The sequence below is a fragment of the Chishuiella sp. genome, assembly GCF_032109125.1.
Lineage (GTDB): Bacteria > Bacteroidota > Bacteroidia > Flavobacteriales > Weeksellaceae > Empedobacter.
This window is the reverse complement of record NZ_DAMCLZ010000006.1, coordinates 133,881-158,813: the sequence shown is the minus strand read 5'-3', so window position 1 is coordinate 158,813 and position 24,933 is coordinate 133,881. Positions and strand designations below refer to the sequence as shown.

Annotated in this window: 25 protein-coding genes; 14 read left to right on the top strand and 11 right to left on the bottom strand. The window is 29.9% G+C overall.

Annotated features, from left to right (window positions below):
• The first annotated feature begins 31 nt into the window (after positions 1-31).
• Entirely contained in the window at positions 32-379 is a 348-nt protein-coding gene (locus tag RT575_RS08715; RefSeq protein WP_313386454.1) for an MmcQ/YjbR family DNA-binding protein, read from the top strand.
• A 1-nt stretch (position 380) separates the two neighbouring features.
• Here RT575_RS08715 and RT575_RS08710 read toward each other — a convergent pair whose 3' ends face one another.
• Positions 381-893, bottom strand: coding sequence for a gamma carbonic anhydrase family protein (locus RT575_RS08710; protein ID WP_313580225.1), 513 nt, complete (start codon positions 891-893; stop codon positions 381-383).
• A 229-nt stretch (positions 894-1,122) separates the two neighbouring features.
• On the opposite strand from RT575_RS08710, the gene RT575_RS08705 reads away from it, so the two are divergent.
• The 3 genes from RT575_RS08705 to RT575_RS08695 all read left to right on the top strand — a co-directional run bounded on the left by RT575_RS08705 (position 1,123) and on the right by RT575_RS08695 (position 6,157).
• Complete coding sequence (locus tag RT575_RS08705) at positions 1,123-1,827, top strand: hypothetical protein (protein ID WP_313386456.1); 705 nt, start codon at positions 1,123-1,125, stop codon at positions 1,825-1,827.
• A 27-nt stretch (positions 1,828-1,854) separates the two neighbouring features.
• Entirely contained in the window at positions 1,855-5,049 is a 3,195-nt protein-coding gene (locus RT575_RS08700) for a hypothetical protein (protein ID WP_313580223.1), read from the top strand.
• Positions 5,050-5,170: 121 nt separating this feature from the next.
• The gene (locus RT575_RS08695) at positions 5,171-6,157 is read left to right on the top strand and encodes an acyl transferase (RefSeq protein ID WP_313580221.1); all 987 of its coding nucleotides are present in this window, start codon (positions 5,171-5,173) and stop codon (positions 6,155-6,157) included.
• 4 nt (positions 6,158-6,161) lie between these two features.
• Here the strand turns inward: RT575_RS08695 and RT575_RS08690 are convergent, their stop codons facing one another.
• Complete coding sequence (locus tag RT575_RS08690) at positions 6,162-6,659, bottom strand: MepB family protein (RefSeq protein WP_313580219.1); 498 nt, start codon at positions 6,657-6,659, stop codon at positions 6,162-6,164.
• 224 nt (positions 6,660-6,883) lie between these two features.
• Here RT575_RS08690 and RT575_RS08685 point away from each other — a divergent pair, with 224 nt between their 5' ends.
• Positions 6,884-8,533 (top strand): dipeptidyl-peptidase 3 family protein, encoded by a 1,650-nt coding sequence (locus RT575_RS08685; RefSeq protein ID WP_313580217.1) that lies wholly within the window; start codon positions 6,884-6,886, stop codon positions 8,531-8,533.
• Positions 8,534-8,576: 43 nt separating this feature from the next.
• Here the strand turns inward: RT575_RS08685 and RT575_RS08680 are convergent, their stop codons facing one another.
• The 4 genes from RT575_RS08680 to RT575_RS08665 form a co-directional block, all read right to left on the bottom strand.
• Complete coding sequence (locus RT575_RS08680) at positions 8,577-8,957, bottom strand: PH domain-containing protein (RefSeq protein ID WP_313580215.1); 381 nt, start codon at positions 8,955-8,957, stop codon at positions 8,577-8,579.
• A gap of 7 nt (positions 8,958-8,964) precedes the next feature.
• The gene (locus RT575_RS08675; RefSeq protein ID WP_313580213.1) at positions 8,965-9,465 is read right to left on the bottom strand and encodes a YqiA/YcfP family alpha/beta fold hydrolase; all 501 of its coding nucleotides are present in this window, start codon (positions 9,463-9,465) and stop codon (positions 8,965-8,967) included.
• 91 nt (positions 9,466-9,556) lie between these two features.
• Positions 9,557-12,676: a preprotein translocase subunit SecA gene (gene secA, locus RT575_RS08670; RefSeq protein WP_313580211.1), complete on the bottom strand. Its 3,120-nt coding sequence runs from the start codon at positions 12,674-12,676 to the stop codon at positions 9,557-9,559.
• A gap of 133 nt (positions 12,677-12,809) precedes the next feature.
• Positions 12,810-13,031, bottom strand: a complete 222-nt coding sequence (locus tag RT575_RS08665; RefSeq protein ID WP_019976296.1) for a DUF2795 domain-containing protein — start codon at positions 13,029-13,031, stop codon at positions 12,810-12,812.
• A gap of 168 nt (positions 13,032-13,199) precedes the next feature.
• Here RT575_RS08665 and RT575_RS08660 point away from each other — a divergent pair, with 168 nt between their 5' ends.
• Positions 13,200-14,141: a nitronate monooxygenase gene (locus RT575_RS08660; protein WP_313580209.1), complete on the top strand. Its 942-nt coding sequence runs from the start codon at positions 13,200-13,202 to the stop codon at positions 14,139-14,141.
• An 89-nt stretch (positions 14,142-14,230) separates the two neighbouring features.
• On the opposite strand, the gene RT575_RS08655 is transcribed toward RT575_RS08660, so the two are convergent.
• The 5 genes from RT575_RS08655 to RT575_RS08635 all read right to left on the bottom strand — a co-directional run bounded on the left by RT575_RS08655 (position 14,231) and on the right by RT575_RS08635 (position 18,514).
• The gene (locus tag RT575_RS08655; protein ID WP_313386466.1) at positions 14,231-14,437 is read right to left on the bottom strand and encodes a YwbE family protein; all 207 of its coding nucleotides are present in this window, start codon (positions 14,435-14,437) and stop codon (positions 14,231-14,233) included.
• A 29-nt stretch (positions 14,438-14,466) separates the two neighbouring features.
• The gene (locus RT575_RS08650; RefSeq protein WP_313386467.1) at positions 14,467-15,366 is read right to left on the bottom strand and encodes an MBL fold metallo-hydrolase; all 900 of its coding nucleotides are present in this window, start codon (positions 15,364-15,366) and stop codon (positions 14,467-14,469) included.
• Between the two features lie 34 nt (positions 15,367-15,400).
• The gene (locus tag RT575_RS08645) at positions 15,401-16,252 is read right to left on the bottom strand and encodes an ATP cone domain-containing protein (protein WP_313580206.1); all 852 of its coding nucleotides are present in this window, start codon (positions 16,250-16,252) and stop codon (positions 15,401-15,403) included.
• A 112-nt stretch (positions 16,253-16,364) separates the two neighbouring features.
• Positions 16,365-17,429 carry a chorismate synthase gene (gene aroC / locus RT575_RS08640; protein WP_313580267.1) on the bottom strand — a complete coding sequence of 355 codons (1,065 nt, stop codon included), beginning with the start codon at positions 17,427-17,429 and terminating at the stop codon, positions 16,365-16,367.
• Positions 17,430-17,440: 11 nt separating this feature from the next.
• Complete coding sequence (locus RT575_RS08635; RefSeq protein ID WP_313386473.1) at positions 17,441-18,514, bottom strand: ketoacyl-ACP synthase III; 1,074 nt, start codon at positions 18,512-18,514, stop codon at positions 17,441-17,443.
• A gap of 125 nt (positions 18,515-18,639) precedes the next feature.
• On the opposite strand from RT575_RS08635, the gene RT575_RS08630 reads away from it, so the two are divergent.
• From RT575_RS08630 to rpsB, 8 genes are all read left to right on the top strand, one after another.
• Positions 18,640-19,203: a hypothetical protein gene (locus RT575_RS08630; RefSeq protein ID WP_313386474.1), complete on the top strand. Its 564-nt coding sequence runs from the start codon at positions 18,640-18,642 to the stop codon at positions 19,201-19,203.
• 18 nt (positions 19,204-19,221) lie between these two features.
• Positions 19,222-19,962: a bifunctional demethylmenaquinone methyltransferase/2-methoxy-6-polyprenyl-1,4-benzoquinol methylase UbiE gene (ubiE, locus tag RT575_RS08625; protein WP_313580204.1), complete on the top strand. Its 741-nt coding sequence runs from the start codon at positions 19,222-19,224 to the stop codon at positions 19,960-19,962.
• A gap of 26 nt (positions 19,963-19,988) precedes the next feature.
• Positions 19,989-20,792, top strand: a complete 804-nt coding sequence (locus RT575_RS08620; protein ID WP_313580202.1) for a porin family protein — start codon at positions 19,989-19,991, stop codon at positions 20,790-20,792.
• A 33-nt stretch (positions 20,793-20,825) separates the two neighbouring features.
• Positions 20,826-21,965, top strand: coding sequence for an acyl-CoA dehydrogenase family protein (locus RT575_RS08615; protein WP_313580201.1), 1,140 nt, complete (start codon positions 20,826-20,828; stop codon positions 21,963-21,965).
• A 112-nt stretch (positions 21,966-22,077) separates the two neighbouring features.
• On the top strand, positions 22,078-22,938 hold the full coding sequence (locus tag RT575_RS08610) for a fumarylacetoacetate hydrolase family protein (protein ID WP_313580200.1): 861 nt from the start codon (positions 22,078-22,080) through the stop codon (positions 22,936-22,938).
• 175 nt (positions 22,939-23,113) lie between these two features.
• Positions 23,114-23,569 (top strand): 50S ribosomal protein L13, encoded by a 456-nt coding sequence (gene rplM / locus RT575_RS08605; protein WP_038334665.1) that lies wholly within the window; start codon positions 23,114-23,116, stop codon positions 23,567-23,569.
• A gap of 9 nt (positions 23,570-23,578) precedes the next feature.
• Complete coding sequence (rpsI, locus tag RT575_RS08600) at positions 23,579-23,965, top strand: 30S ribosomal protein S9 (protein WP_313376029.1); 387 nt, start codon at positions 23,579-23,581, stop codon at positions 23,963-23,965.
• Positions 23,966-24,089: 124 nt separating this feature from the next.
• Positions 24,090-24,836, top strand: coding sequence for a 30S ribosomal protein S2 (rpsB, locus tag RT575_RS08595; protein WP_313580198.1), 747 nt, complete (start codon positions 24,090-24,092; stop codon positions 24,834-24,836).
• Positions 24,837-24,933: the final 97 nt, after the last annotated feature.

Below are 24,933 nucleotides of genomic sequence, written 5' to 3'. Positions count from 1 at the left end.
AGCATTATCTTTATTTACTAAACCCTCAATTATGAATATTGAAGAATTACGTGATTTTTGCTTAAGTCTACCGTTAGTAGAAGAAAAGTTCCCATTTGATGAAAGTACTTTAGTTTTTTATATTGTAGATAAAATGTTTTGTCTTACAAAAATCGAAAATTTTGAATCTGTTAATTTAAAATGTGATCCAGATTTAGCATTAGAATTAAGAGCAAATTATAATGCTGTACAACCAGGTTATCATATGAATAAAAAACATTGGAATACTATATATGTAAACCAAGATGTAAAAGATGTTGATATAAAACAATGGATAAAAGATTCTTATAACTTAGTTATCCTTAATATTCCAAAATCAAAACGTCCAAACAAAATATAATTTATTTATACCAGCTACTGTACATTAAATAGCTATTTGCAATACGCTCTATTTCTCCTTCTTTTAAATTTTGTGGAACATCTTTTATTTTTTTAGCTGGAATTCCTGCCCATAATTCTCCTTCTTTTACATGTGTCCCTTTTGTAAGAACTGCTCCAGCTGCAATAAGAGAATTAGACTCTACAATACAATCATCCATTACAATTGCTCCCATTCCTACCAAAACATTATCATGTATTGTACAACCATGAACAATCGCATTATGTCCTATAGAAACACTATTACCGATAACTGTTGGTGATTTTTTATATGTTGCATGTATTGTTGCATTATCTTGAATGTTAACTTTGTTACCAAGTTTTATGTAATGTACATCTCCTCTAAGAACTGCAGAAAACCAAATAGAACAATCATTTCCCATTTCTACTTCTCCTACAATCACAGCATTATCTGCTAAAAAACAATTTTCTCCAAATTTAGGAGAATGCCCATTTAATTCTTTTATTATTGCCATAATCTTAATAAAATATTATCCTACAATTAATATATAATTACCAATTTATTAAATTTAATCAAATTAAAAGATAATATTCTATTACTTCTTCAATAAACAATTGATTACAAGAAATTTAAAATTTATATTTTTTAAAATGATTAAATCAACAATATATTATTACTCTAATATATTGTTGATTTAATTTTTTATTTCGACTTTTGCTTTATAACTATATTGATTTTAAATTATGAAAAAAATTTTATGCACTCTAAGTTTTATTATATCTGCTGGACTATATGCTCAAGTAGGTATAAATACTAATGATCCAAAAACAACATTACACGTAAAAGAAGATAACACAAGTGATATTGCTGATGGTATAACACCTCCTAGAATGACAGGAGATGAACTAAAATTAAAAGATAATTTATATACAAGTGATCAAAATGGAACTCTAATATATATAACAGAACCAACAACATCTTCTAATGCTAATGATAAGACTTCTGAAATTACAAGCACAGGATATTACTATTACAATTCTAGTATTGATGGAGGTAAATGGCAAAAAATTTCCGAAGATCAAAAAAGTTCAGTAAACTTCTTTTATATGCCTTCTATTATTTTTAATACAGCAACAAAAGGGACTGGATTAAAAAGAAATTTATATGATGAATATAGATCTCAATTTACAAATAAAGAATTTATAGAAAATACTACAACTGGTGGAAGTATAGGTACAAATGCTAGAGCTACTTTTATAAAAAGTACTAATGCTCCAAATGAAATTCCTTTTTTACCTAATGCAACAGACTTATATTATTACATAACAGATTATGATAATACTGCATTAGCCAATTTAAGTATTGATGACAACGGTATTTTAACCTATGATATCATTGATGAAGGAAATGATTATTCTTTTGTGAATATTGTATTTGTGATTAAATAAATTATTTCATAAATAAATATGATAAAAATGAAAAGAAAAAATTTAAATAAATTTATTTTTCTCGGAATCTTTTTTCTCGGAATCATAAGTTATGCTCAAAAAATAAGACCAAATACAGCTATAGAAAATGCTCCTAATCGAGTTAATAACCCTAATGATGCAATTGATGATGATCCTTCTACATTTGCACAAATTAATAGTTATGGAGGTGCTGCACTTGGTATAAGTTCTTACTCAGGAACTTTAGCTTTAGGATATACAAATCCTGCTCCTGCTAATTCCAATCTTTATTTAAAAATAAATTCTGGGGAAACAGGATTATTAGATGCTTTGTTGGGAGGTAGTTTAGGGAATTTATTAAAGGGAATTTTAGGTGTTGTTATTGGTGGTGAACACGTAACCACATTTAATTTGAAAAATGATGTTGGTGATAACATTATAAATGTTAATACAAATACTACAGATGTAAATCAAGATAAAATAACAATTGCTAAAGATGCTTCTCAAAATTATTATGCTATTTTTTATCCAAAAGAAAATAAAGTTAAAACAATTGAAATTACAGATCAAACAACTTTTTCTCTTTTATTTGGTGGTATAAATAATTTTAAAGTATATGATTCTTATTATTATAACAATAATACTTCTGACTGTGATGTATCATTACTAACATCATATACTGCTAGTGGTGGAATATTAAGTTTAATTAATTCTGCCCCTGTTACAAATGCTCATTATGCAATAGATAATGACCTTACAACCTACTCTACCATAGGTATTACTTCTCTATTAAATTTAAGCGCGGCAGGAACTGTTGAACAGTTTTTTTACATTCCTAAAGCTACAGAAAATAAAGTTGTAAAATTAAAAATCCGTATGCCTTCTGGTCTTTTAAAACTTGATGTAGGAAGTCAATCTTCAATAATTTTTTATAAAAATGGAGTACAAGTTTCTTCAGTCAATCTAAATTCTAGTGTCCTAGGTCTGGATTTATTAGGATTAATCAATCAAAACAACGCCGAATTTAGTTTTCTTGCGTCTCCAAGAGATGCAAACGGAAATCTAATTTCATTTGATAAAGTAGGTATACGAATCAATAAACCTCTGTCTGTAAATCTAGTAAATGCTGAAGATATTCGTGTTTATGACTTTGCTTTAGTAGACGATACTCCAGAATCTAAAACTGTTTGTTCTGTAGAAACAATAAATAATAATATACGAACTCGTAAATTTGATATAACTCAAATTATACCTAATTACGATCCTAATTATACAGGATATGTTATTGTTGATAGAAATCAAAAAGAAATTCCTTTCTCTACAACAGCACAAAAAGATGCTAATAAATGGCAAGAACTAGGTACATATTATATCAAAGGGATAAATGGAACTAATTATTGTCCTAATCAATACGAAAGTTTTACTGCTATAGAAGATAAACAATATCAATTTTTAGGAAAAACAAGTTACAGCATTCCTTTAGATGGTAACAATGATGGAAATCCTGATTCATCAGCTACATTTACATCAAGTATACTTACAAGTCAGTTACCAAATAATACAGGTGTTAAAATTTATGATGAACTAACTAATTTAGAAGTAACAAACCAGACTGTTTCTTTCAGTAAAATTGGTACATATAATTATTATGCAAAATCTATTAATGCTTCTGGTACATGTGATATTGTTAAACGTATAACAATATATGTATATGATAAGAATGAATGCGAATTTAGATATTATCAAAGACTTGCTTCTTCAAAAAGTACTGGTACGGTTCTAACTGGGGGAACAAATGATAGTGAGTTATCAGTTGATAATGATTTATCAACTTTTGGAACCATTTTCAATGTACTCTCAATAGCAGGAATTGGAACTTCTTGGATAGATTTAAAATTTGATAATGTTGCTACAAAACCTATAACTGCAGGAACTCCTGTAAATATAAAATTAGGACAAGATTATGGAGTTTTACAATTAATCGGAGGAATTACAATTCAAGCTTTAGACAAAAATGGCTCAACTGTTGGTCCTTTAAAATCAATTGGTGAATTAGATTTATTAAATCTTTTAGTAGGAACTAATGTTATGGAATTTTCATTTATTCCAAAAGATAGTAATGGAAATAACATCGAATATGGAGGAGTTAGAGTTTTATTAGGTAGTGTACTTGGTTTAGCAAATTCTGCTCGCGTCTATGGAGCCTATATTGATGATAGAATTCCATTAAGCGAAACAGCAACTTGTAATTCTAATATAGAAATAAATGGTGCTGAAATTGTAGGTAATGCTAAAGCTCATCTTATATTAAATAGATCTACAAAAGATGTTTTATATGGTGTTCAAGATGCAGGTTTAGGTGTTGCTACAGCATTGTCTGGTGTATTATACCCTTATTTAGCTGCTGATGCAATGGAGAATAGTACTCCTCAGCTTAATGGTTCTCCTAATTATGAAACTGGTGCAATTTTTAATACATCTGTAAGTGTTCTTAATAGACAGACATTAACTGTACGATTCAAAGACGTAGCAAGACCAGGAGATAAAGTACAAATTGTTATGGGATCTGAAGGCTTACCTATATTAGATTTAAAAGTTTTAGGAGGCTTAACAATTCAACGATATCTAGGTGATACTCCAATTGGAGATGAAGTTTCTGCTTCTGATGTAGAAATAATTAAATTAGATTTATTAGAACTAATCTCTAATCAATCATCAAATAAAACAGCAGTTATTTTAGATGGTATTGGAGCTTCTTTTGATCGTGTTGAAATAAGAATGGATAATGTTGTTTCTGCAAATTTACTTGGAGATAAAACATACGTATATGACGTATCTGTAATTCCATACTTCGGACTTAAAAACGAAGAAAGTAAATTATGTACTTCTACTCCATTAGAAGTTGAAGCCTTAGATCCTTGTACAGCCTATCAAATTTCTTTTGCCTACGCAACAAAAGATATTAATGATAAAATTACAGCATGGAATGATATTCCAAATTCAACTATTAACTTGTTACCAAATGGTAATGAAGAGTCTTTTAAATTCAAATTAAATAAATTATATAAAGAATATAGTTCTAATAATAATTTATATCTAAAAGTGAATGTTAATAGACAAGGTTGCCAATATGGAGAAACTCAATATATCCCTGTAAAAGTAAGTCATTGTCAGATCATTTCTAATCCTATGATAAGAAGTCGATTAAAATCATCAAAATAATTAAAGATTATTTACTAAAAAGAAAAAAAGAACCTCATTATAATGAGGTTCTTTTTTTATACCAGAATAAAGAAAATAAAAAAAATACTTTCTCTTCTACTCTATTTTGTAAATTTGTTGAATGTTTGATTCAAAGCAAATTTTCACTATACAATCAGAAGAAGATTTTCAAAAAACAACTTTGGAAGTTTTCAGATATCAAGCGCAAGAAAATGAAGTTTATAAAAATTTCTTGAATTTCTTGAATGTTGATTATACGACTATTTCTCATACAGACGAAATTCCTTTTTTACCTATTCAGTTTTTTAAAAAAAATGATATCATTTCAGGAAAACGAGCTGTAGAAAAAGTTTTTACAAGTTCTGGTACAACTGGTATGACTACAAGTAAACATTTAGTTACAGACCTTGCTTTATACCATTATAGTTTAGAGAAATGTTTCGAACAATTTTATGGACCATTATCAGATTACACAATATTCGCTCTTTTACCATCTTATCTAGAAAGAAATGGTTCTTCGCTAATCGATATGGTCGAATATTGGATAGATAAATCCAACAGTCCACAAAGTGGTTTTTATTTGTATAATCACGACGAATTGTATGAAAACTTATTAGCACACGAAAAAACAGGTAAAAAAGCAATTTTAATTGGTGTTTCATTTGCTCTTTTAGATTTTGTAGAAAACTACAAAATGAATCTAAAAAATACCATTGTTATGGAAACTGGAGGGATGAAAGGTCGAAAAAAAGAAATCACTAGAGAAGAATTACATCATATTTTAAAAGAAGGTTTTGGTACAAATGAAATTCATTCGGAATATGGAATGACAGAGTTACTATCACAGGCTTATTCTCGTGGAGATTTAACATTCAAAACTCCTAGTTGGATGCGAATTTTAATTCGCGAAACAGAAGACCCATTACGTTACGTTCCAGAAGGAAAAACTGGCGGAGTAAATGTTATCGATTTAGCAAATTACAATTCTATAAGCTTTATTGCTACAGATGATTTAGGAAAAAAAATAAAACCAAATCAATTCGAAATTCTTGGTCGCTTTGACCATTCAGATATCAGAGGATGTAACCTTATGATTGTAGAATCATAAGATTTTATTCACCAAACAATTGTCTAAATTTCTCGGTATTTTTAGGCAATTCGTTACCTTTTGTCAAGTCTATAAAATAATCATTCTGCCACAATTTTGTTCTCATTGCTTGTTTACCTATAGGCAAATCCCAAATAGGATAAACACGAAAACCTCTTTTTCCTTCTCTATTCTTCGATGATAAAATATGTTTTTCTACCAACACTTTTTTAGGGAAAAAGAAAAATCCTTGTCTTGTTTCATCTTCAGAAAACATCAAATAAAAATCGAAATTATCCTTTTCATCAAATGGTACAGTTTTGTTCGATAAATCCCTTTTCCAAAGCGTAACAAATTGACCTATTTTCTTTGGAGTAACTTTTGTTTTTCTATACTTTACAACACAATTATTCAATACAAAAGTACAACCATCATATTCTACACATTCTTCATCTAAAATCAGTTTTTTTAATTCAAACAATCCTATTTCAGAAAAAAAAATATTTATCTTATCTACATTCATTTTTTTACATATTTATAATTGTATTTGGGCGTTCCGTTTCGGCGTGCTTTCCGTTTCAATCTTTTTTTGATTATTCATTATATAATCAAAAAAAGGATTTCCACTACAATCACTAACGCAAAGAAAAGTATTTTAGTAGAAAACAAATAATATTATAATCATCTAAGTTTATAATATTTTACATATTCAGTGATAAATACTAAATTTACGAAAACAAAAAAAAAATGAAAAAATACTCAACAATTTTGAGTGTTATTGCACTTACAGGATTATTTACATCTTGTTCTACAGCCAATAAAACAACAAAAAATACCGAAATAACTACCACGCAACAAAAAGAATATCCATTTCAGACGTATGCAAAAGTTCCTTTAACAACAGATATTTCTCATTTAAACAATAACGAAAAAGAAATATTACGTTTAATGTTTAAAGCTGCTGATATTATGGACGATTTGTTTTGGCAGCAAGCCTATGGTCCAAAAATAGATTTAATGGATGAAACAAAAGGTGAAACAAAAGAGTATGCAAAAATAAATTATGGCCCTTGGGATAGATTAAATAATGAAGCTCCTTTTGTAAATGGAGTTGGACAAAAACCTTTGGGAGCTACCTTCTACCCTACTGATATGACCAAGAATGAATTTGAAAAAAATTCGGACTTAAAAGATGGTAAATCTCCTTATTCTATTATTCGCAGAAATCGTGAAAGTAAATTATATAGTATTCCATATCATGACGTTTTCAAAAATCAATTAAAACAAGCTGCAGATTACCTAAATCAAGCTGCAAAATTAGCCGAAGACAATGGTCTAAAAAATTATTTACAATTACGTGCCAATGCTTTATTAACTGATGATTTTTACAAAAGTGATTTAGCTTGGATGGATATGAAAAATTCTAATTTGGATATGGTTATTGGTCCTATCGAAAATTACGAAGACCAATTGTTTGGTTACAAGACTTCTTACTCTGCCTATATTCTTGTTAAGGATGTTGAATGGTCAAATAAATTAGCAAAATTTGTACAATACTTACCTGAATTACAACGTAATTTACCTGTAAATGCAACATATAAAAAAGAGGTTCCTGGAACAGATTCTGACCTTAATGCCTATGATGTTGTGTACTATGCGGGTGATTGTAATGCGGGTGGAAAAACAATAGCAATTAACTTACCTAACGATGAGCGTGTTCAACTAGAGAAAGGAACAAGAAGGCTACAATTAAAAAATGCAATGAAAGCAAAATTCGACAAAATTTTAATGCCTATTGCAGAAGTTTTAATCGATGAAAGTCAACAAAAAAATGTAAAATTTGATGCTTTCTTTTCAAATGTTATGTTTCATGAAGTTGCACATGGTTTAGGAATAAAAAATACTGTCAATGGAAAAGGTTCTGTTCGTGATGCCTTAAAAGAAGCTAATTCTGCACTAGAAGAAGGAAAAGCTGATATTCTAGGTTTATACATGGTTAACCAATTATTGAACAAAGAAGAATTAAATGGACAACAAGAAGATTATTTTGTTACATTCTTGGCTGGTATTTTACGTTCTGTTCGTTTTGGTGCTAGTTCTGCTCACGGACAAGCAAATATGATTGCATTCAATTATTTTGCAGAAAAAGGTGCTTTTGAAAAAACTGCTACTGGACGTTATAAAGTTAATGCTGTTAAAATGGAACAAGCCATGAATGGATTATCAGAATTAATCTTAACCTTACAAGGAAATGGAGATTACGATGGTGTAAAACAACTTTATGCTGACAAAGGTATCCTACATTCAGAATTACAAAAGGATTTGGATAAACTAAAAACTAAAAATATCCCTGTAGATGTTGTCTTTGAACAAGGTCCTCAAATGTTAGGTTTATAAAATTGTATACACAAAAAAACACTCTTATGAAGAGTGTTTTTTTTTATTTTAAAACGTGAGTAGATAATACTTTTTGTACTTCATAAACATTCACACTTTTTGTAAATTTCTTACAAATAGAAGGATTTTCTTCACTAGAAATCCATATTTTCAATTCTGCATCTAGCTCAAAATGTCCTGCCGTCTCTATAGAATATCGTGTTATACTTCTATAAGGTAGGGATAAATAATCTATTTTTTTTCCTGTTAAACCTTGTTTATCAACTAATATTAATCGTTTGTTAGTAAACATAAAAACATCTCTAAACAAAGAGAAACCTACTTCAATTTCTTCAGCTTCTATTAATATAGAAGCATATTCTTTATTTAAGTTTAGTGAATCTACTTCACCAGCATTACCTAATAGCTTATTAAATAATCCCATAAATAGTTTATTTTTTTATTTGTAAAAAAGTTCCGAAAGCTTTTTTAAATTCTTTTAATGTAACCAAATGTGTCATATCAGCATCAAAGAATTGCTCTATTTTAGCACTTTTACTTTTTAATTCATCAACAAATGCTATTTGCAATTCAGGATCAATCACATCATCTTTCAAACCAGTAAAAACAACATTTAACTCTGTCGGAGTTCCTTTCATTAATTGTTCTGGAATAAACGGTTTTAATCGTTCAATTGCTATTACAGCAGGGTTAAACATAAGTACAGGAATATCTAAAACCATTCCCAAATAATAACTTATCATACCTCCTAGACTTGTTCCTGCAATAAAGTCTATAGGTTCTTTCTGAAATTTGAAAATTAATTCTTTAACAATGTTTGGTTCATTATCATAATCAATTGATGGTTTGTAACAATTTCCTAAAGAATCTAAATATTGACTTTTTTCATCTGTTACGGAACCTTGATAACCATGTAAATATGCAAACTTCATTACTTTTTATATTTTTTTAGTGAGGTAAAAATACAAAACCCTTTTCAATATTACTTGAAAAGGGTTATATATTCTATTAAATCTTTGAGAATTAAACTATTTGAGTTTGTTCTTGAGATTCTTCTTTTTGTGTATTTGGTAATTCACCTTTAAATAAGAAAGAAACAATTTCTTTATTTACTGTATCCAACATTCTTTGGAAAATAAGGAAAGATTCTTGTTTATAAATTACTAATGGATCTTTTTGCTCATAAACTGCATTTTGTGATGTTTTACGTAAATCATCTACATCACGTAAATGTTCTTTCCAGTTATCATCAATTAAACTTAAAACAACAGATTTTTCAAAATCTTTAATTAATGTTTTACCTTGAGATTCATAAGCTTGTTTTAAATCACAAACAACAGTCATTTGACGAATACCATCTGTAAATGGAACTTGAATACGAGAGAACATATGTCCTTGATTCTCGAAAACATTAGAAATTACAGGAAAAGCTGTTTCTGCAACATGTTTTGTACGAGCCTTATAATCAACTATTGCCGAATCATAAGTAATATCTGTTAACTCTTTAATAGATTTAGATCTAAACTCGTCTTCAGTAACTGGAGAGCCCATTGTAAAGAATTTAATTAAATCTAACTCATATTGAGCAAAATCTTCAAAATCTTTATTTGATTTTACAACAGATGCAGCTACATCATAAATCATATTAGCTATATCTACTTCTAATCTTTCTCCAAATAAAGCATTATGACGACGTTTGTAAATAACCTCACGTTGTTTGTTCATTACATCATCATATTCTAATAAACGTTTACGGATACCAAAGTTATTTTCTTCAACTTTTTTCTGAGCACGTTCAATAGATTTAGTAATCATAGAATGTTCAATTACATCACCATCTTTATGTCCCATACGGTCCATTAATTTAGCAATTCTTTCTGAACCGAATAAACGCATTAAACTATCCTCTAAAGAAACAAAGAATTGAGAAGAACCTGGATCTCCTTGACGACCAGCACGACCACGTAACTGACGGTCTACACGACGAGAATCATGACGTTCTGTACCAATAATAGCTAACCCACCATATTCTTTAACTTCTTTCGTTAATTTAATATCAGTACCACGACCAGCCATATTTGTAGCAATTGTTACAGCTCCTGGTTTACCCGCTTCTGTTACAATATCAGCTTCTTTTTTATGTAATTTAGCGTTTAATACATTATGATTAATACCACGTAATTTTAATGCTTTTGATAAAATCTCTGAAATTTCAACATTTGTTGTACCTACTAATACAGGACGTTTGTCTTCTTGAGATAATTTTGTAATCTCCTCGATTACAGCTTTATATTTTTCACGATTTGTTTTGAAAACAACATCGTTCTTATCGTTACGTAAAATTGGTCTATTTGTAGGAATAGATACAACATCTAATTTATAAATTTCCCAAAACTCACCCGCTTCTGTTTCTGCAGTACCAGTCATACCAGCTAACTTATTATACATACGGAAGTAGTTTTGTAACGTAATTGTAGCAAATGTTTGTGTAGCTGCTTCAATTTTCACGTTTTCTTTAGCTTCAATAGCTTGATGTAAACCGTCAGAATAACGACGACCATCCATAATACGACCTGTAGATTCATCTACAATTTTAACTTCACCATCAACAACTACATATTCAATATCTTTTTCAAATAATGTATATGCTTTTAATAACTGACTTAAAGTATGAATACGTTCAGATTTTATAGAAAATTCTCTAAAAAATTCTTCCTTTAGTTGAAGAACTTCTTCTTTATCTTTTCCTGAATTTTCTATTGCACCAATATTTGTAGCCACATCAGGCAAAACGAAGAAATTTTCATCCTCCATTCCCTTTGATAAGTATTCAATACCTTTATCTGTTAAATCAGATTGATTTTGTTTTTCGTCAATAACAAAATATAAATGCTCATCAATTTTTGGCATTTCTCTGTTATTATCTTGAATAAAATGAGCTTCTGTTTTTTGTAACTGTGCACGAATCCCATCTTGAGATAAGAATTTGATTAATGGCTTATATTTTGGTAAGCCACGATAAACTTGGTATAATTTAAAACCTGCTTCTTTTAAATCTCCTTGTTTAAACAATGTTTTAGCTTCGTTTAAAGTTTTACCTAATAATTCTCTTTGTAAATTATATAAACGATCAATTTTTGGTCTTAATACATCAAACTCATGACGATCTCCTTGTGGAACTGGTCCAGAAATAATTAATGGCGTACGCGCATCATCAATTAATACAGAATCGACCTCATCGACAATAGCAAAATTTAATTCTCTTTGTACTAATGCATCTGGTTCATTAGCCATATTATCACGTAAATAATCAAAACCAAATTCATTATTTGTTCCATAAACAATATCAGAAGCATAAGCTGCTCTACGTCCTGGAGAGTTTGGTTGATGATTATCAATACAATCTACTGCTAAACCATGGAATGAGAAAACTGGTCTCATCCAAGCCATATCACGTTTTGCTAAATAGTCATTTACTGTTACTAAGTGTACACCACGACCAGTTAATGCATTTAAATAAATTGGTAAAGTTGCAACTAATGTTTTACCTTCCCCTGTTTGCATCTCAGCAATTCTACCTAAATGTAATGCTGAACCTCCAATAAACTGAACGTCATAATGAGACATATCCCATGTTACTTGACGACCAGCTGCATCCCAAGAGTTTTTCCAAATTGCAGTATTTTCATCTTTTAATGAAACGAAATCATGACCACGATTTACTAATTCTCTATCAAAATCAGAAGCTGTAACTTCTAAAGTTTCATTTTCAGTAAAACGTTTCCCCGTTTCTCTCATTACAGCAAAAGCTTCAGGTAAAATTTCTAATAAAATTTTTTCTTCAACTTCGTAAGCTTGTTTATTTAATCTGTCAATTTTAACATATAATTCCTCTTTTATAGAAAAATCTTCTGTTTCTTCAACCTGTTTTTTTAGTTCTTCAATTTCAGCTTTAAAATCTTTAGTTGCTTCTGTTAATTTAATTTTAAATTCAGAAGTTTTAGCTCTTAATTGATCAATTGTTAATGAACCAAGTGATTGACCAGCTAAATTAGCTGAATCAACATATTTTTGTAATTCTTTTACATCTTTAGCATTTTTATCTCCTAAAAATCCTTGTAAAATTTTCGTTAAAATGTTCATGTTTTCTTTCGTTATTCAATAAATCAGTAATAATGAATATATTACTAACCTAACGCAAATATACGTTAACTATGTTATTTATTAGATTATAGAATTGAAAAAAGCCCCAATTCGGGCTTTTTTTTATTTTATTTTAGTACTCGTCCTCGTTCCAAAGAAAATCATCATCTGTAGGATAATCTGCCCAGATTTCTTCAATACTTTCGTAAGAATCCCCTTCGTCCTCAATAGATTGTAAATTTTCTACAACCTCTAATGGTGCTCCAGTACGAATTGCATAATCAATTAATTCATCTTTAGTCGCTGGCCAAGGAGCATCACTTAAATAAGATGCTAATTCTAAAGTCCAATACATAGTTTATATATTTTATTAATTAGTAGAGATTATTACACTCTGTTATAATTCTAAATTTTGATTTTGCAAATCAAATAATTTGCCAAAGTCAAACTGTCAGTATTTATCTTAAATAATTTTTGACTACTTTTAAATAAAAGTATTTATTTAAAATAAAATTAAAAAATTTTGAACACGAATATAACAAAAATTTTTACAATAAAATACCCTATTGTTCAAGGTGGGATGGTTTGGAATAGCGGATGGAAATTAGCTTCTGCTGTAAGTAACGCTGGAGGGCTAGGATTAATTGGTGCTGGAAGTATGTATCCAGACACTTTACGAGAACATATAAAAAAGTGTAAAGCAGCTACAAAACACCCTTTTGGTGTGAATATACCATTACTTTATCCTAATATTGAAGAACTTATAAAAGTTATCTTAGAAGAAAAAGTAAATATTGTATTTACATCTGCAGGAAATCCAAAAACTTGGACAGAAATATTAAAAAAGGAAGGTGTAATTGTAGCTCATGTTGTTAGTAGTACAAAATTCGCTTTAAAATCAGAAGAAGCTGGAGTTGATGTTGTCGTGGCAGAAGGCTTTGAAGCTGGCGGACATAATGGCAGAGAAGAAACTACGACTTTCTGTCTTATTCCTAATGTCAGACAACATATTAGCATTCCCTTAATTGCTGCTGGTGGAATAGCTACTGGAGAACAAATACTTGCTGCATTAAGCTTAGGAGCTGATGGTGTGCAAATTGGATCACGATTTGCTGCTACGCAAGAATCATCAGCCAATCAGGATTTTAAAAACTTAATTTTAGATACAAAAGAAGGTGACACTCAATTAACTTTAAAAGAATTAGCTCCTGTTCGATTAATAAAAAATCACTTTTATAACGAAGTTCTACAAAAATATTCTGATGGAGCTACAGCAGATGAACTAAAAGATTTTCTTGGAAAAGGCAGAAGTAAAAAAGGGATGTTTGAAGGTGATTTGATAAACGGAGAATTAGAAATTGGTCAAGTTGCTTCTTTAATAAACTCCATACCAACTGTAGCAGAAATTTTTGACGAACTTTTAGTTGATTTTGATGAAGCAAAAAAAAGAATGCTAAATTTTTAAAAATATTACTTTTAAAAAAAAATAAAAATCTATAAAAAAGTGTGCCTAAAACTAAGTTTTAGGCACACTTTTTTATAGATTAAAGACAATTAATTTTCATCTTCTAAAATTTCGGCAACACGACCAATTTGTCCATCTGTTAACCGAACCTTGATACCTCTACTATGATAAGGTGATGAAGTTAGAATATCTTTAACAATACCTTCTGTCAATTCGCCTGATCTTTGATCTTTCTTTAGAATAATATTTACCAATAAACCTGGGTAAATATCTTTTCTAGTTTTTCCATCGTTCATATAATGATATATTTAGCAAAATATTAATTTTATATTCTACCCTGTTCTTTTAATTTCCAATATCGTAATAAACCATTTACTGACATAAAGGTTGGATTCGCAAATTCATAAACCTGAATTTCATCTTCAGATAAACCTTCCTCTTTATATCTTTTTATTACATAATCTACAAAAACTGGTGTTATTTCGTCCGCTGTTAATTTATCATCATACATCGGTTTCATATAATTTGCCCAATCATCTAAAACTTTTTCTAATTGATTAAAATGTTCCTCTAAATTATGATGAGCACCATAATGTGTTGGATAAATAGTTTTAGCATTTATTTTTCTCAACTTATTAATAGATTCTTTCCAAAGCTCTATATTGATATCTGGAGGAGGACAAGGAGGAACAACTGGTCCATTTTCTATTTTAACTCCAGCAACATCACCTGTAAAAATAACATCATCCAAAACATAAGCATTATGATGAACGGCATGCCCAGGAGTATAAATTGTGTTAAATACAGCATCTCCAAACTCAACACTTTGACCATCTGATAAAGGAACTAAAAATTCTTCATCTATTGCTTCCATTTTTCCCCACAAACGGTTCATATCATCACCATAAATCATCTGAGCCGAATCCCATAATTTTTGAGGATTTTTCAGATGTGGCAAACCAATTGGATTTACAAAAACTGTTGCTCCATGTTTTGTAAACTTCCAAGCAGCCCCAGCATGATCAAAATGAATATGTGTGATTAAAACATTTTCTATATCAATCACTCTAAATCCTAAAGATTCAATTCCTTTTTCTAAATTTTCAAAAGTAGAATATGGACCTGGATCTACTAAAACTGGCCCCTGCTCTGTTTCTATTAAATAAGAAGCAATTGCTTCATTACCTCCAAGAAAATTTAAATCTATTGTATGTATTTTTAACATATTCCTTATTTTATGTTTTTATATTATAAAAATATTAATCTATTTCACAAGAAAAACATTCTATCTCTATCAGCTCTTTTGCTTCAATTAATACTTCTTTTTTTATTTCTTCTGAAAGATTTAGGTTATTTAGTACGTTTGGAAAATCAACCAAATCCTTTACCAAAATACAATCTTTATCTAATAAAGCTTTTTCGTCTTCTAATGTTAAAGTCGTTAAACATGTAATAGGATATAAAACTGCATTATCTACAAGATATTTTATACTTTTATTTTCTGGATAATCCCATGAAATAATACCTATACCATAATAATTAGCAAAATCAATACTATCTGTTGTTAAATAAGCATTTGTAACCAAATAACCTTTTGTTGGAGTGAGGTCTTTATTAAAAAAATGATAAAAATTATTTTCAACATCCTTCATTCTAGAAAGAAAATACATTGGAGTTGTAACTGATATTTTAGCCTCCTCATCGTTTCTAAATTTACATTCGCAAAAAATTAATTGTTGATCTTTCATAGCAACAACATCTATTTCGTGAGTAACAGCATTTCCTTGTACAGTTTGTGATGTTATTGAATTATAACCTGCAGCTTGCATTACACGAGAAACCCATTTCTCGAAACAATAACCTTCAGGACCTAAATTTTTTAGTGCTTTTTTTAAGCTATATCGAGCTGCATAAGAATTTCTATACCTTTTTAAGGACTGAAAAGCATAACGATATAAATCTTTTGTAGAAATACCGTCATATAGTTCTTTAGAAACTTGTTCAAAAACTTGTTCAATTTCCTCTTTTTTTGCTCCTGATTTTGATAATGATTTTCTTAAAATAGCAGGATTATAAGAAATTAATTCACCCGAATTTTTCTTTATTAACATAGTATAAAGTGGTTTGTTGTGACTAATTTAAAGAATTATAGCTAAAAGGTGTTCATCTTTTTTAATATATAGACAAAAAAAATCTCATAAAAATTTATGAGATTTTAATTTATTATATATTTCTTGTTCGTTGAATTAACATCATATCTGCCATTACCATTGCTACTAAGCTTTCTACAATAGGTACAGCTCTTGGTACCACGCAAGGATCATGTCTTCCTTTACCATGCATTTCTACCATTTCTCCATCAATATTTAAAGTTGTTTGTTCTTGCATTAAAGTAGCAACAGGTTTAAAAGCAACTTTAAAATAAATATCCATTCCGTTAGAAATCCCTCCTTGAATTCCACCAGAATAGTTTGATTTTGTTGTTTTATCAAGATTAAACTGATCATTCATTTCAGAACCTTTCATAGATGTAGAAGCAAAACCTTCTCCATATTCAAATCCTTTTACAGCATTTATAGATAACATTGCTTGTCCTAACCGTGCATGTAATTTATCAAAAATTGGTTCTCCTAAACCAACAGGAACATTTTGTATAACACAAGTCACTTCTCCTCCAATCGTATCACCTTCTTTTCTGATTTGTTTTATTTTATCAATCATTTTCTCTGCCATATCCAAATCAGGACAACGTACTGCCGTTTCTTCTATGTTAGAAAAATCCAATAAAGAATAATCATTATCTAGTTTTAATTCACCAACTGCACTAACATAAGCTGTTATATTTATTGAAGGTATAATATGTTTTGCTACAGCTCCACCAACAACCCAGTTTGCTGTTTCACGAGCAGATGTTCTTCCTCCTCCTCTATGATCGCGTACACCATATTTAGTTTCATAAGTAAAATCTGCATGTGATGGACGAAAAACTCCTTTTATATGATCATAATCGTGAGATTTTTGGTTATCATTCGGGATAATAAACCCAATTGAAGCACCTGTTGTTTTTCCTTCAAAAATTCCTGAAAGAAATTGTACAGTATCTGGTTCTTTTCGTTGAGTTACAATTGCCGATTGCCCTGGTTTACGACGATCTAATTGAGCTTGAATCCAATCAAAATCTAATTCTATTCCGCTTGGAACACCATCAATTACTCCTCCTATAGCTACACCATGACTTTCGCCAAAAGTGGAAATTTTAAATAATCTTCCGAATGTATTCACAATAATTTTTTGTTAGTTTATTTTTTGAATTGATAAATTACAGCATTAATATTCATACTTGCTCCAACAGAAGCCATAATGATTTTATTGTCTGGATGAAACTGATGTGGTGCTAATTTATTCTCTTGAATCAGATTAAACATTGTAGGAACTGTAGCAACTGAAGTATTACCTAAAAATTGAACTGTCATAGGATCTACATCTTTAGGCGCAGCAACACCATATAATTTATACAAACGTTCTATCATTGCATGATCCATTTTAGCATTTGCTTGATGCAGTAAAATTTTATCTATTTCTTCTATAGAAATTGAAGATTCATCTAATAAAGATTTTATTGCGGGAGGAACATTTTTAAGAACAAATTCATAAACTTTACGTCCTTTCATGTTAATATTTTTAATCGATCCTACATAATCAGGATTTATTGATTTACCATTACACAAGAAACTTAATTCTTCATCAGTATAAGATAAAGTAGCATGATTAATTATACCATATTTATAATCATCTTCTTTTGCTTCTAAAACTACAGCTCCTGCACCATCAGCAAATATCATTGCAGAACGGTCATATGGATCAATAGCACGAGATAAGGTATCAGAACCAACTACTAAAATTTTATTTGCAATTTTTGCCTGAATAAATTGGTGAGCTAAAATTAAAGATTCTACCCATCCAGGACAACCAAATGTCATATCATAAGGTTTACATTTTAGGTTTTTTATTCCTAAGTTATGTTTTACCTTAGCTGATATAGAAGGCATTATATCTATTTGTCTTGCAATAGGGTCTATATCTCCAAAATTATGAGCACAAATAATATAATCTAATGTTTCAACATCAACTCCAGCTTTTTCAATAGCTATTTTAGCAGCTTCAGTGGCAATATCAGAATTTAAAATATCATCTTCTACATATCTCCTTTCTCTAATTTCTGTAATTTCTTCAAATTTACGGGTAATTTCTTCACCACTTTTTTCTAAAGGATTACCATCATCTCCAAAAAATTTATGATTAATAAAATCTTCATTTGTAACAATCTTATTTGGTAGGTAATGACCAGAACCTGTAATTACAGAATTTATCATATTATTGTTGTTCAGCTTAAATAAAAAATTAACTAAGAGCAAAGTTACACATTTCATTAAAATAGTAAATAAAAAATATGTAATAAGACATACTAAAATTGATAAAGTATAATTAATTTAGCAGCATGAAGAAGAATCCATCATTAATTGGGCTTTTAATCATTTGTGGTTTAATTGCTTTTATTTTATTATTTTATAATACTTTTCTTAACAAAAAAGATGGTTATGTTATTGATAACCCATCAAACAAAACAATAAGTATAAAAATAAATGACAAAAACTACACAATAGCTCCACAACAAAATGCTCGTATAGAATTACCAAAAGGTAAAACAAAAATTTCTTATACATTTAATAATAAAAATACTGATACAATTATTGACATTGTTAGATCGAGTGGTTTAATAAATCCTACTTTACAAGATTATTACACATTTACTCGTCCATATGGAGTGCGAAAAAATAAAGATTCAATATTTTTATCTAAAAATATAGCCATAGATAATCAAGTATATCATGGAATTATTGAAAAATCATCAGATCTTTACATTGAAAATTTTTACTACAACTTAGATCAAGATTACCCTAGAATATTTATAAAAAGTGCTTCTAGTGAAAAGAATACTGATTTATCCAAAATTTTTAACAAAGAAGATTTTAAACAATTTTACTTCGAAAACTACGAATAGTATCTTAAATTTTAAAAAATGACAAATCATCAACACGATAGTGTAACACCATACGAATCATCAGATTTAAACAAAAAGAAGCAAGTAGAACAAATGTTCGATAATATTTCTCCTAAATATGATTTATTAAATCGCGTTTTATCTATGGGAATTGATATACAATGGAGAAAAGATGTTATCAAAATGGTTCAAGCCTCTAATCCTAAAACTATCTTAGATATAGCAACAGGAACAGGTGATTTAGCAATTATGATGGGAAAAGCCACAAATGCTAAAATTACTGGTCTAGATTTATCTGCTGGTATGTTAGAAGTAGGTAGAAAAAAAGTAAATGAGTCAAATCTAAGTGATCGTATAGATATGGTACAAGGAGATTCAGAAAATTTACCTTTTGATAATGATACTTTTGATTGTATAACTGTATCTTTTGGAGTTAGAAATTTTGAAAACTTAGAAAAAGGATTGGCTGAAATAAATAGAGTTCTTAAACCTGGTGGAACATTTGTTATTTTAGAATTCTCTTATCCAACAGCATTCCCTATGAAACAATTATATACATTTTATTCAAAAAATATTTTACCTGCAATTGGTAAAATGGTTTCAAAAGATCAAAGTGCATATACATATCTACCTGACTCTGTGAGAGCTTTTCCACATGGTGAAGAAATGAAAAATATACTTAAAAATGTAAAATTCAATCAACCTATTGATAAAAAACTTACTTTTGGTATAGCAAGCATTTACAAAAGCATAAAATAAATCTTCAGGTTATACGTTGAAACTCTATGAGAAAAAATCTTATCATCGCATTTACATTAGTTGCTGCAAGTTTAGCAAACGCACAGTTTCGTCCAAATTATGATAGAACTGAATACAGAACTGAATCTGACGAAAAAAAATTTACTTTTGGATATTTCTTAGGTACAAACATGATGAGCTATAAAGTTAATCCAAAAGCTCAAAGAGATCTAACACCAGGTACAACACAAACACCTGAAGATGATGGAGTGAACGACTATGGATTAGTATATCTTAGACAAGATAATAAATTAGGGTTTTCTGTTGGTCTTATGGCTAAAATGAAAATCAATGATTACATTGATTTGAAAACTGAACCTGGAATACATTTTTCTCAACGTACATTATATTTTACTAATGCTCCTTATTCTGGAACAGAAACAACACCAACTGAAGATCAATATTTAAATGATACTAATGTTAAAAGAGAAGTAAAGTCATCTTATGTTGAACTTCCTTTACTTTTAAATTTTCATGGAGATCGCTGGTTTAATACTAGGCCTTATATACAAGGAGGTTTAGGGTATGTAATGAATTTGCAATCTAATGAAAACAAAGCTGATGATAATGGTGTAGGTGTTTTTAGAACAACTACAAATAATTTTAGCTGGCAAGCTGAAATAGGAGTAGAAATTTATTTTAAATATTTTAAACTAACCCCATCTTTAAAAGGTATGTTCTTCTTCAACAATGAGCTTGTAAAGGATAATCCTACAACAGATAAATATTGGGCTGGAAGTTTAAATTCTTTATCTACAAGGGCATTTGTTTTTTCACTAAAATTTGAATAAATTGTAATTATTTAAAACCACAAAAATAATTACATGAATTTTCAATTATCTGAAGAACAACTAATGATACAGCAATCTGCTAGAGATTTTGCTGTATCAGAATTATTACCAGGAGTTGTAGAACGTGACGAAACTTCTATTTTCCCTAAGGACGCTGTTAAAAAAATGGGAGAATTAGGTTTTCTAGGTATGATGGTAGATCCCAAGTATGGAGGCTCTGGGTTAGATAATGTTTCCTATGTTGTTGCAATGGAAGAAATAGCTAAAATAGATGCTTCAGCTGCAGTTATAATGTCAGTTAATAATTCTTTAGTCTGTGCAGGATTAGAAAAATACTGTACAGAAGAACAAAAACAAAAATATTTAGTTCCATTAGCTTCTGGTCAATCATTAGGAGCTTTTTGTTTATCTGAACCTGATGCTGGATCTGATGCTACATCACAAAAAACTACTGCTATAGATAAAGGAGATCATTATTTGTTAAATGGTACTAAAAACTGGATAACAAATGGGAACTCTGCATCTACTTATATAGTAATAGCACAAACATACCCAGAAAAAGGACATAAAGGAATCAATGCATTTATAATAGAAAAAGGATATAAAGGCTTTGAAATTGGTCCTAAAGAACAAAAAATGGGAATTAGAGGTTCTGATACACATTCATTATTTTTTAATGATGTAAAAGTTCCAAAAGAAAACAGAATTGGAGAAGATGGATTTGGTTTTACTTTTGCTATGAATGTATTAAATGGAGGACGAATAGGAATTGCATCACAAGCATTAGGAATTGCACAAGGAGCATATGAATTAGCTCTTAATTATGCCAAAATCCGTAAAGCATTTAAAACTGAAATCATTAATCATCAAGCCGTAGCGTTTAAATTAGCAGATATGGCTACAAATATTTCTGCAGCTCGTTTACTTTGCTACAAAGCTGCTACAGAAAAAGATGAAGGAAAAGATATATCTATATCAGGTGCGATGGCCAAACTTTTTGCTTCAAAAACAGCAAATGAAGTAACTTCTGAAGCAGTTCAAATACATGGCGGAAATGGATATGTAAGAGAATATCATGTAGAACGTATGATGCGAGATGCAAAAATTACACAAATTTATGAAGGTACTTCAGAAATACAAAAAATAGTAATTTCAAGAGGTATTAGTAAATAATGCAAATACAATTTATTAAAAAAAGACATCTGTTGCTGACAGATGTCTTTTTTTATTTATAGGTAGAAAAAACTAATCGTTGTATATTTGCCGCTGGAAAAAATATAAGTAAATGAAAATTTTTAGATTCGGACCAAAGGGTCAAGAAAAATCAGGAATCATTATTGATGATAAAAAATTTGACGTATCTGGTTCAGGTATCATCTATGACGAAGATTTTTTCGGTAATATTGAAAAACAAGAAACTCTAGAAAAATACATCGAGCAAAACGCTAACAATTTACCTATCGTAGATGATAGTGTACGTATAGGAGCACCACTTACACGTCCTGGTAAAATTGTATGTGTTGGATTAAATTTTGATGATCACGTAAAAGAAACTGGTTTAGAGCAACAACCAGAACCAATTATGTTTATTAAAGCCAATCAATCATTTTCAGGTCCTGAAGATGGAATTATGCAACCAAATGGGGCTACAAAATTAGATTGGGAAACAGAACTTTGTTTCATTATTGGTAAAAAAGCAAACAATGTAACTGAAGAAGAAGCAATGGATCATGTATATGGTTTTGCATTAATGAATGATGTTACGGAAAGAGCTTTCCAAACAGAACGTGGAGGAACATGGGATAAAGGAAAAGGATGTGATACTTTTGCACCTGTAGGTCCATTTATTGCTACAAAAGAAGAAATAAAAAATGTTGATAATTTACGCATTTGGTTAAAATTAAATGGAGAGCTAATGCAAGATGGAACAACTCAAGATTTCATCTATAGAATACCTAAATTAATTTCTTACTTATCTCAATTTATGTCTTTCTTACCCGGAGATATTATTTCTACAGGATCACCTGCTGGATCAGGAATGGGAAAAACACCACAAATATGGTTAAAACCAGGAGATGTAATAGAGTATGGAATAGAAGGTTTAGGTTCTACAACTCAAAAAATATTACCTTTCGAAAGAAATTAACTAATATTCTAATTAATTTATCTACTTTTGCACGGTATTTTCCGGAGCAAATTCAGAGAATAAATGTACAAAATGCTGAATTTCCTAATTTTATTTTGGGAAACCGGAATCATTTTGTACATTTGCACCCCGATCGAGTTATCGGAAATAGTATAATATATTAAAAATCAAGATAGTGGACACGTTAAGTTACAAAACTTCATCAGCCAACAAAGAAACTGCTCAGAAAGAATGGGTAGTTGTGGACGCTTCTGACTTATCATTAGGTCGTTTAGCGTCAGGTGTTGCGAAGCTTATCAGAGGTAAGCACAAAACAAACTTCACTCCTCATGCAGATTGTGGAGATTATGTAATTGTTTTAAACGCTGACAAAATTCAATTAACAGGTAACAAATGGGATGACAAATTATACATTCGTCACACAGGTTACCCAGGTGGACAAAGATCTTTAACTGCGAAAGAAGTTTTTGCAAAAGATCCTGTACGCTTAATCGAAAAGTCAGTAAAAGGAATGTTACCTAAAAATAAATTAGGTAGTAAATTATTGACTAATTTACATGTATTTGTTGGTACTGAGCACAATCACGAAGCTCAACAACCAAAACAAATCGATATTAACGAATATTTATAATCTAATTCCATGGCAATAGTTCATAAAATCGGACGTAGAAAAACATCTGTTGCTCGTGTATATTTACAAGAAGGTAATGGAGAAATCTTCATTAACGGACGCGAGTTAGCAAACTACTTCCCTACAGCAGTATTACAATACAAAGTAGAGCAACCATTTTTAATCACTGGTACAAATGATAAATACAATGTAGATATCAAAGTATTTGGTGGAGGAATCACAGGACAAGCTGAAGCAATTCGTTTAGCAATTTCTAGAGCTTTATGTGAAATTGATGCAGATTTCCGTTTACAATTAAAACCAGAAGGGTTATTAACACGTGACCCACGTATGGTTGAACGTAAAAAATTCGGTCAAAAGAAAGCGCGTAAGAAATTCCAATTCTCTAAACGTTAATTTATTCAATTCATTAAAAAATCCATTTTCCGTTGGTTTAGCATCTAAACAAATAAGGCTAGAATTTTTCGACCACTTGTTTGTTGCTTGTTGAGATAACGGAACGTAAACTAAAAAAAAGAAAATGGCAAAAGTAAATGTAAAGGACTTATTAGGTGCTGGTGTGCACTTTGGTCACTTAACAAGAAAATGGAATCCGGCTATGGCTCCTTATATTTTTATGGAGAAAAACGGAATCCACATCATCGATCTTCACAAAACTGCAGTGAAATTAGATGAAGCATCTGAAGCTTTAGGAAAAATTGCTGCATCTGGACGTAAAGTTCTTTTTGTTGCAACTAAAAAACAAGCAAAAGATGTTGTAGCTAAGCATGCTGAAGAAATCAACATGCCTTATATTACAGAACGTTGGCCTGGTGGGATGTTAACTAACTTTGTTACTATCCGTAAAGCAGTTAAAAAAATGAATTCAATCGATCGTATGAAAAAAGACGGTACGTTTGAAACACTATCTAAAAAAGAAAGATTACAAGTTGATCGTCAAAGAGCAGCTTTAGAGAAGAACTTAGGTTCTATCGCTGATATGACACGTTTACCATCTGCAGTTTTTGTAGTTGATATTGTACGTGAGCACATCGCAATCGCTGAAGCTCAAAAATTAGGTATTCCAATTTTTGCAATGGTTGATACAAATACTGACCCACGTCAAGTAGATTTTCCAATCCCTGCAAATGATGATGCTTCTAAATCTATCGATATCATCTTAACAACAGTTGCTGACTCTATCAAAGCTGGTTTATCTACACGTAAAGCAGAGAAAGAAAAAGCAAAAGAAGGTAAAGAAGAAGGAGCTGAAACTAAAGAAGCTTAACATTAACTTGATGATCAATTCATCGATATAATATACCTTGTAGCTCCTACATCATTTTTTGATGTATGAGCTACTTTTATTTAAAAATATTAAGAAC

What these genes read in the sequence shown, in the direction of transcription:
- rpsB (WP_313580198.1), top strand. Translation starts at nt 24,090, where the DNA reads ATGGCAAAAGTAAATGTAAAGGACTTATTAGGTGCTGGTGTGCACTTT.
- RT575_RS08655 (WP_313386466.1), bottom strand. Translation starts at nt 14,437, where the DNA reads ATGAACGATGGAAAAACTAGAAAAGATATTTACCCAGGTTTATTGGTA.
- RT575_RS08675 (WP_313580213.1), bottom strand. Translation starts at nt 9,465, where the DNA reads ATGAAGTTTGCATATTTACATGGTTATCAAGGTTCCGTAACAGATGAA.
- RT575_RS08610 (WP_313580200.1), top strand. Translation starts at nt 22,078, where the DNA reads ATGAAAATTTTTAGATTCGGACCAAAGGGTCAAGAAAAATCAGGAATC.
- RT575_RS08615 (WP_313580201.1), top strand. Translation starts at nt 20,826, where the DNA reads ATGAATTTTCAATTATCTGAAGAACAACTAATGATACAGCAATCTGCT.
- RT575_RS08695 (WP_313580221.1), top strand. Translation starts at nt 5,171, where the DNA reads ATGTTTGATTCAAAGCAAATTTTCACTATACAATCAGAAGAAGATTTT.
- RT575_RS08700 (WP_313580223.1), top strand. Translation starts at nt 1,855, where the DNA reads ATGAAAAGAAAAAATTTAAATAAATTTATTTTTCTCGGAATCTTTTTT.
- RT575_RS08690 (WP_313580219.1), bottom strand. Translation starts at nt 6,659, where the DNA reads ATGAATGTAGATAAGATAAATATTTTTTTTTCTGAAATAGGATTGTTT.
- rpsI (WP_313376029.1), top strand. Translation starts at nt 23,579, where the DNA reads ATGGCAATAGTTCATAAAATCGGACGTAGAAAAACATCTGTTGCTCGT.
- RT575_RS08710 (WP_313580225.1), bottom strand. Translation starts at nt 893, where the DNA reads ATGGCAATAATAAAAGAATTAAATGGGCATTCTCCTAAATTTGGAGAA.
- RT575_RS08645 (WP_313580206.1), bottom strand. Translation starts at nt 16,252, where the DNA reads ATGTTAATAAAGAAAAATTCGGGTGAATTAATTTCTTATAATCCTGCT.
- RT575_RS08635 (WP_313386473.1), bottom strand. Translation starts at nt 18,514, where the DNA reads ATGATAAATTCTGTAATTACAGGTTCTGGTCATTACCTACCAAATAAG.
- RT575_RS08680 (WP_313580215.1), bottom strand. Translation starts at nt 8,957, where the DNA reads ATGGGATTATTTAATAAGCTATTAGGTAATGCTGGTGAAGTAGATTCA.
- RT575_RS08650 (WP_313386467.1), bottom strand. Translation starts at nt 15,366, where the DNA reads ATGTTAAAAATACATACAATAGATTTAAATTTTCTTGGAGGTAATGAA.
- RT575_RS08620 (WP_313580202.1), top strand. Translation starts at nt 19,989, where the DNA reads ATGAGAAAAAATCTTATCATCGCATTTACATTAGTTGCTGCAAGTTTA.
- ubiE (WP_313580204.1), top strand. Translation starts at nt 19,222, where the DNA reads ATGACAAATCATCAACACGATAGTGTAACACCATACGAATCATCAGAT.
- RT575_RS08665 (WP_019976296.1), bottom strand. Translation starts at nt 13,031, where the DNA reads ATGTATTGGACTTTAGAATTAGCATCTTATTTAAGTGATGCTCCTTGG.
- RT575_RS08630 (WP_313386474.1), top strand. Translation starts at nt 18,640, where the DNA reads ATGAAGAAGAATCCATCATTAATTGGGCTTTTAATCATTTGTGGTTTA.
- RT575_RS08685 (WP_313580217.1), top strand. Translation starts at nt 6,884, where the DNA reads ATGAAAAAATACTCAACAATTTTGAGTGTTATTGCACTTACAGGATTA.
- RT575_RS08715 (WP_313386454.1), top strand. Translation starts at nt 32, where the DNA reads ATGAATATTGAAGAATTACGTGATTTTTGCTTAAGTCTACCGTTAGTA.
- secA (WP_313580211.1), bottom strand. Translation starts at nt 12,676, where the DNA reads ATGAACATTTTAACGAAAATTTTACAAGGATTTTTAGGAGATAAAAAT.
- RT575_RS08705 (WP_313386456.1), top strand. Translation starts at nt 1,123, where the DNA reads ATGAAAAAAATTTTATGCACTCTAAGTTTTATTATATCTGCTGGACTA.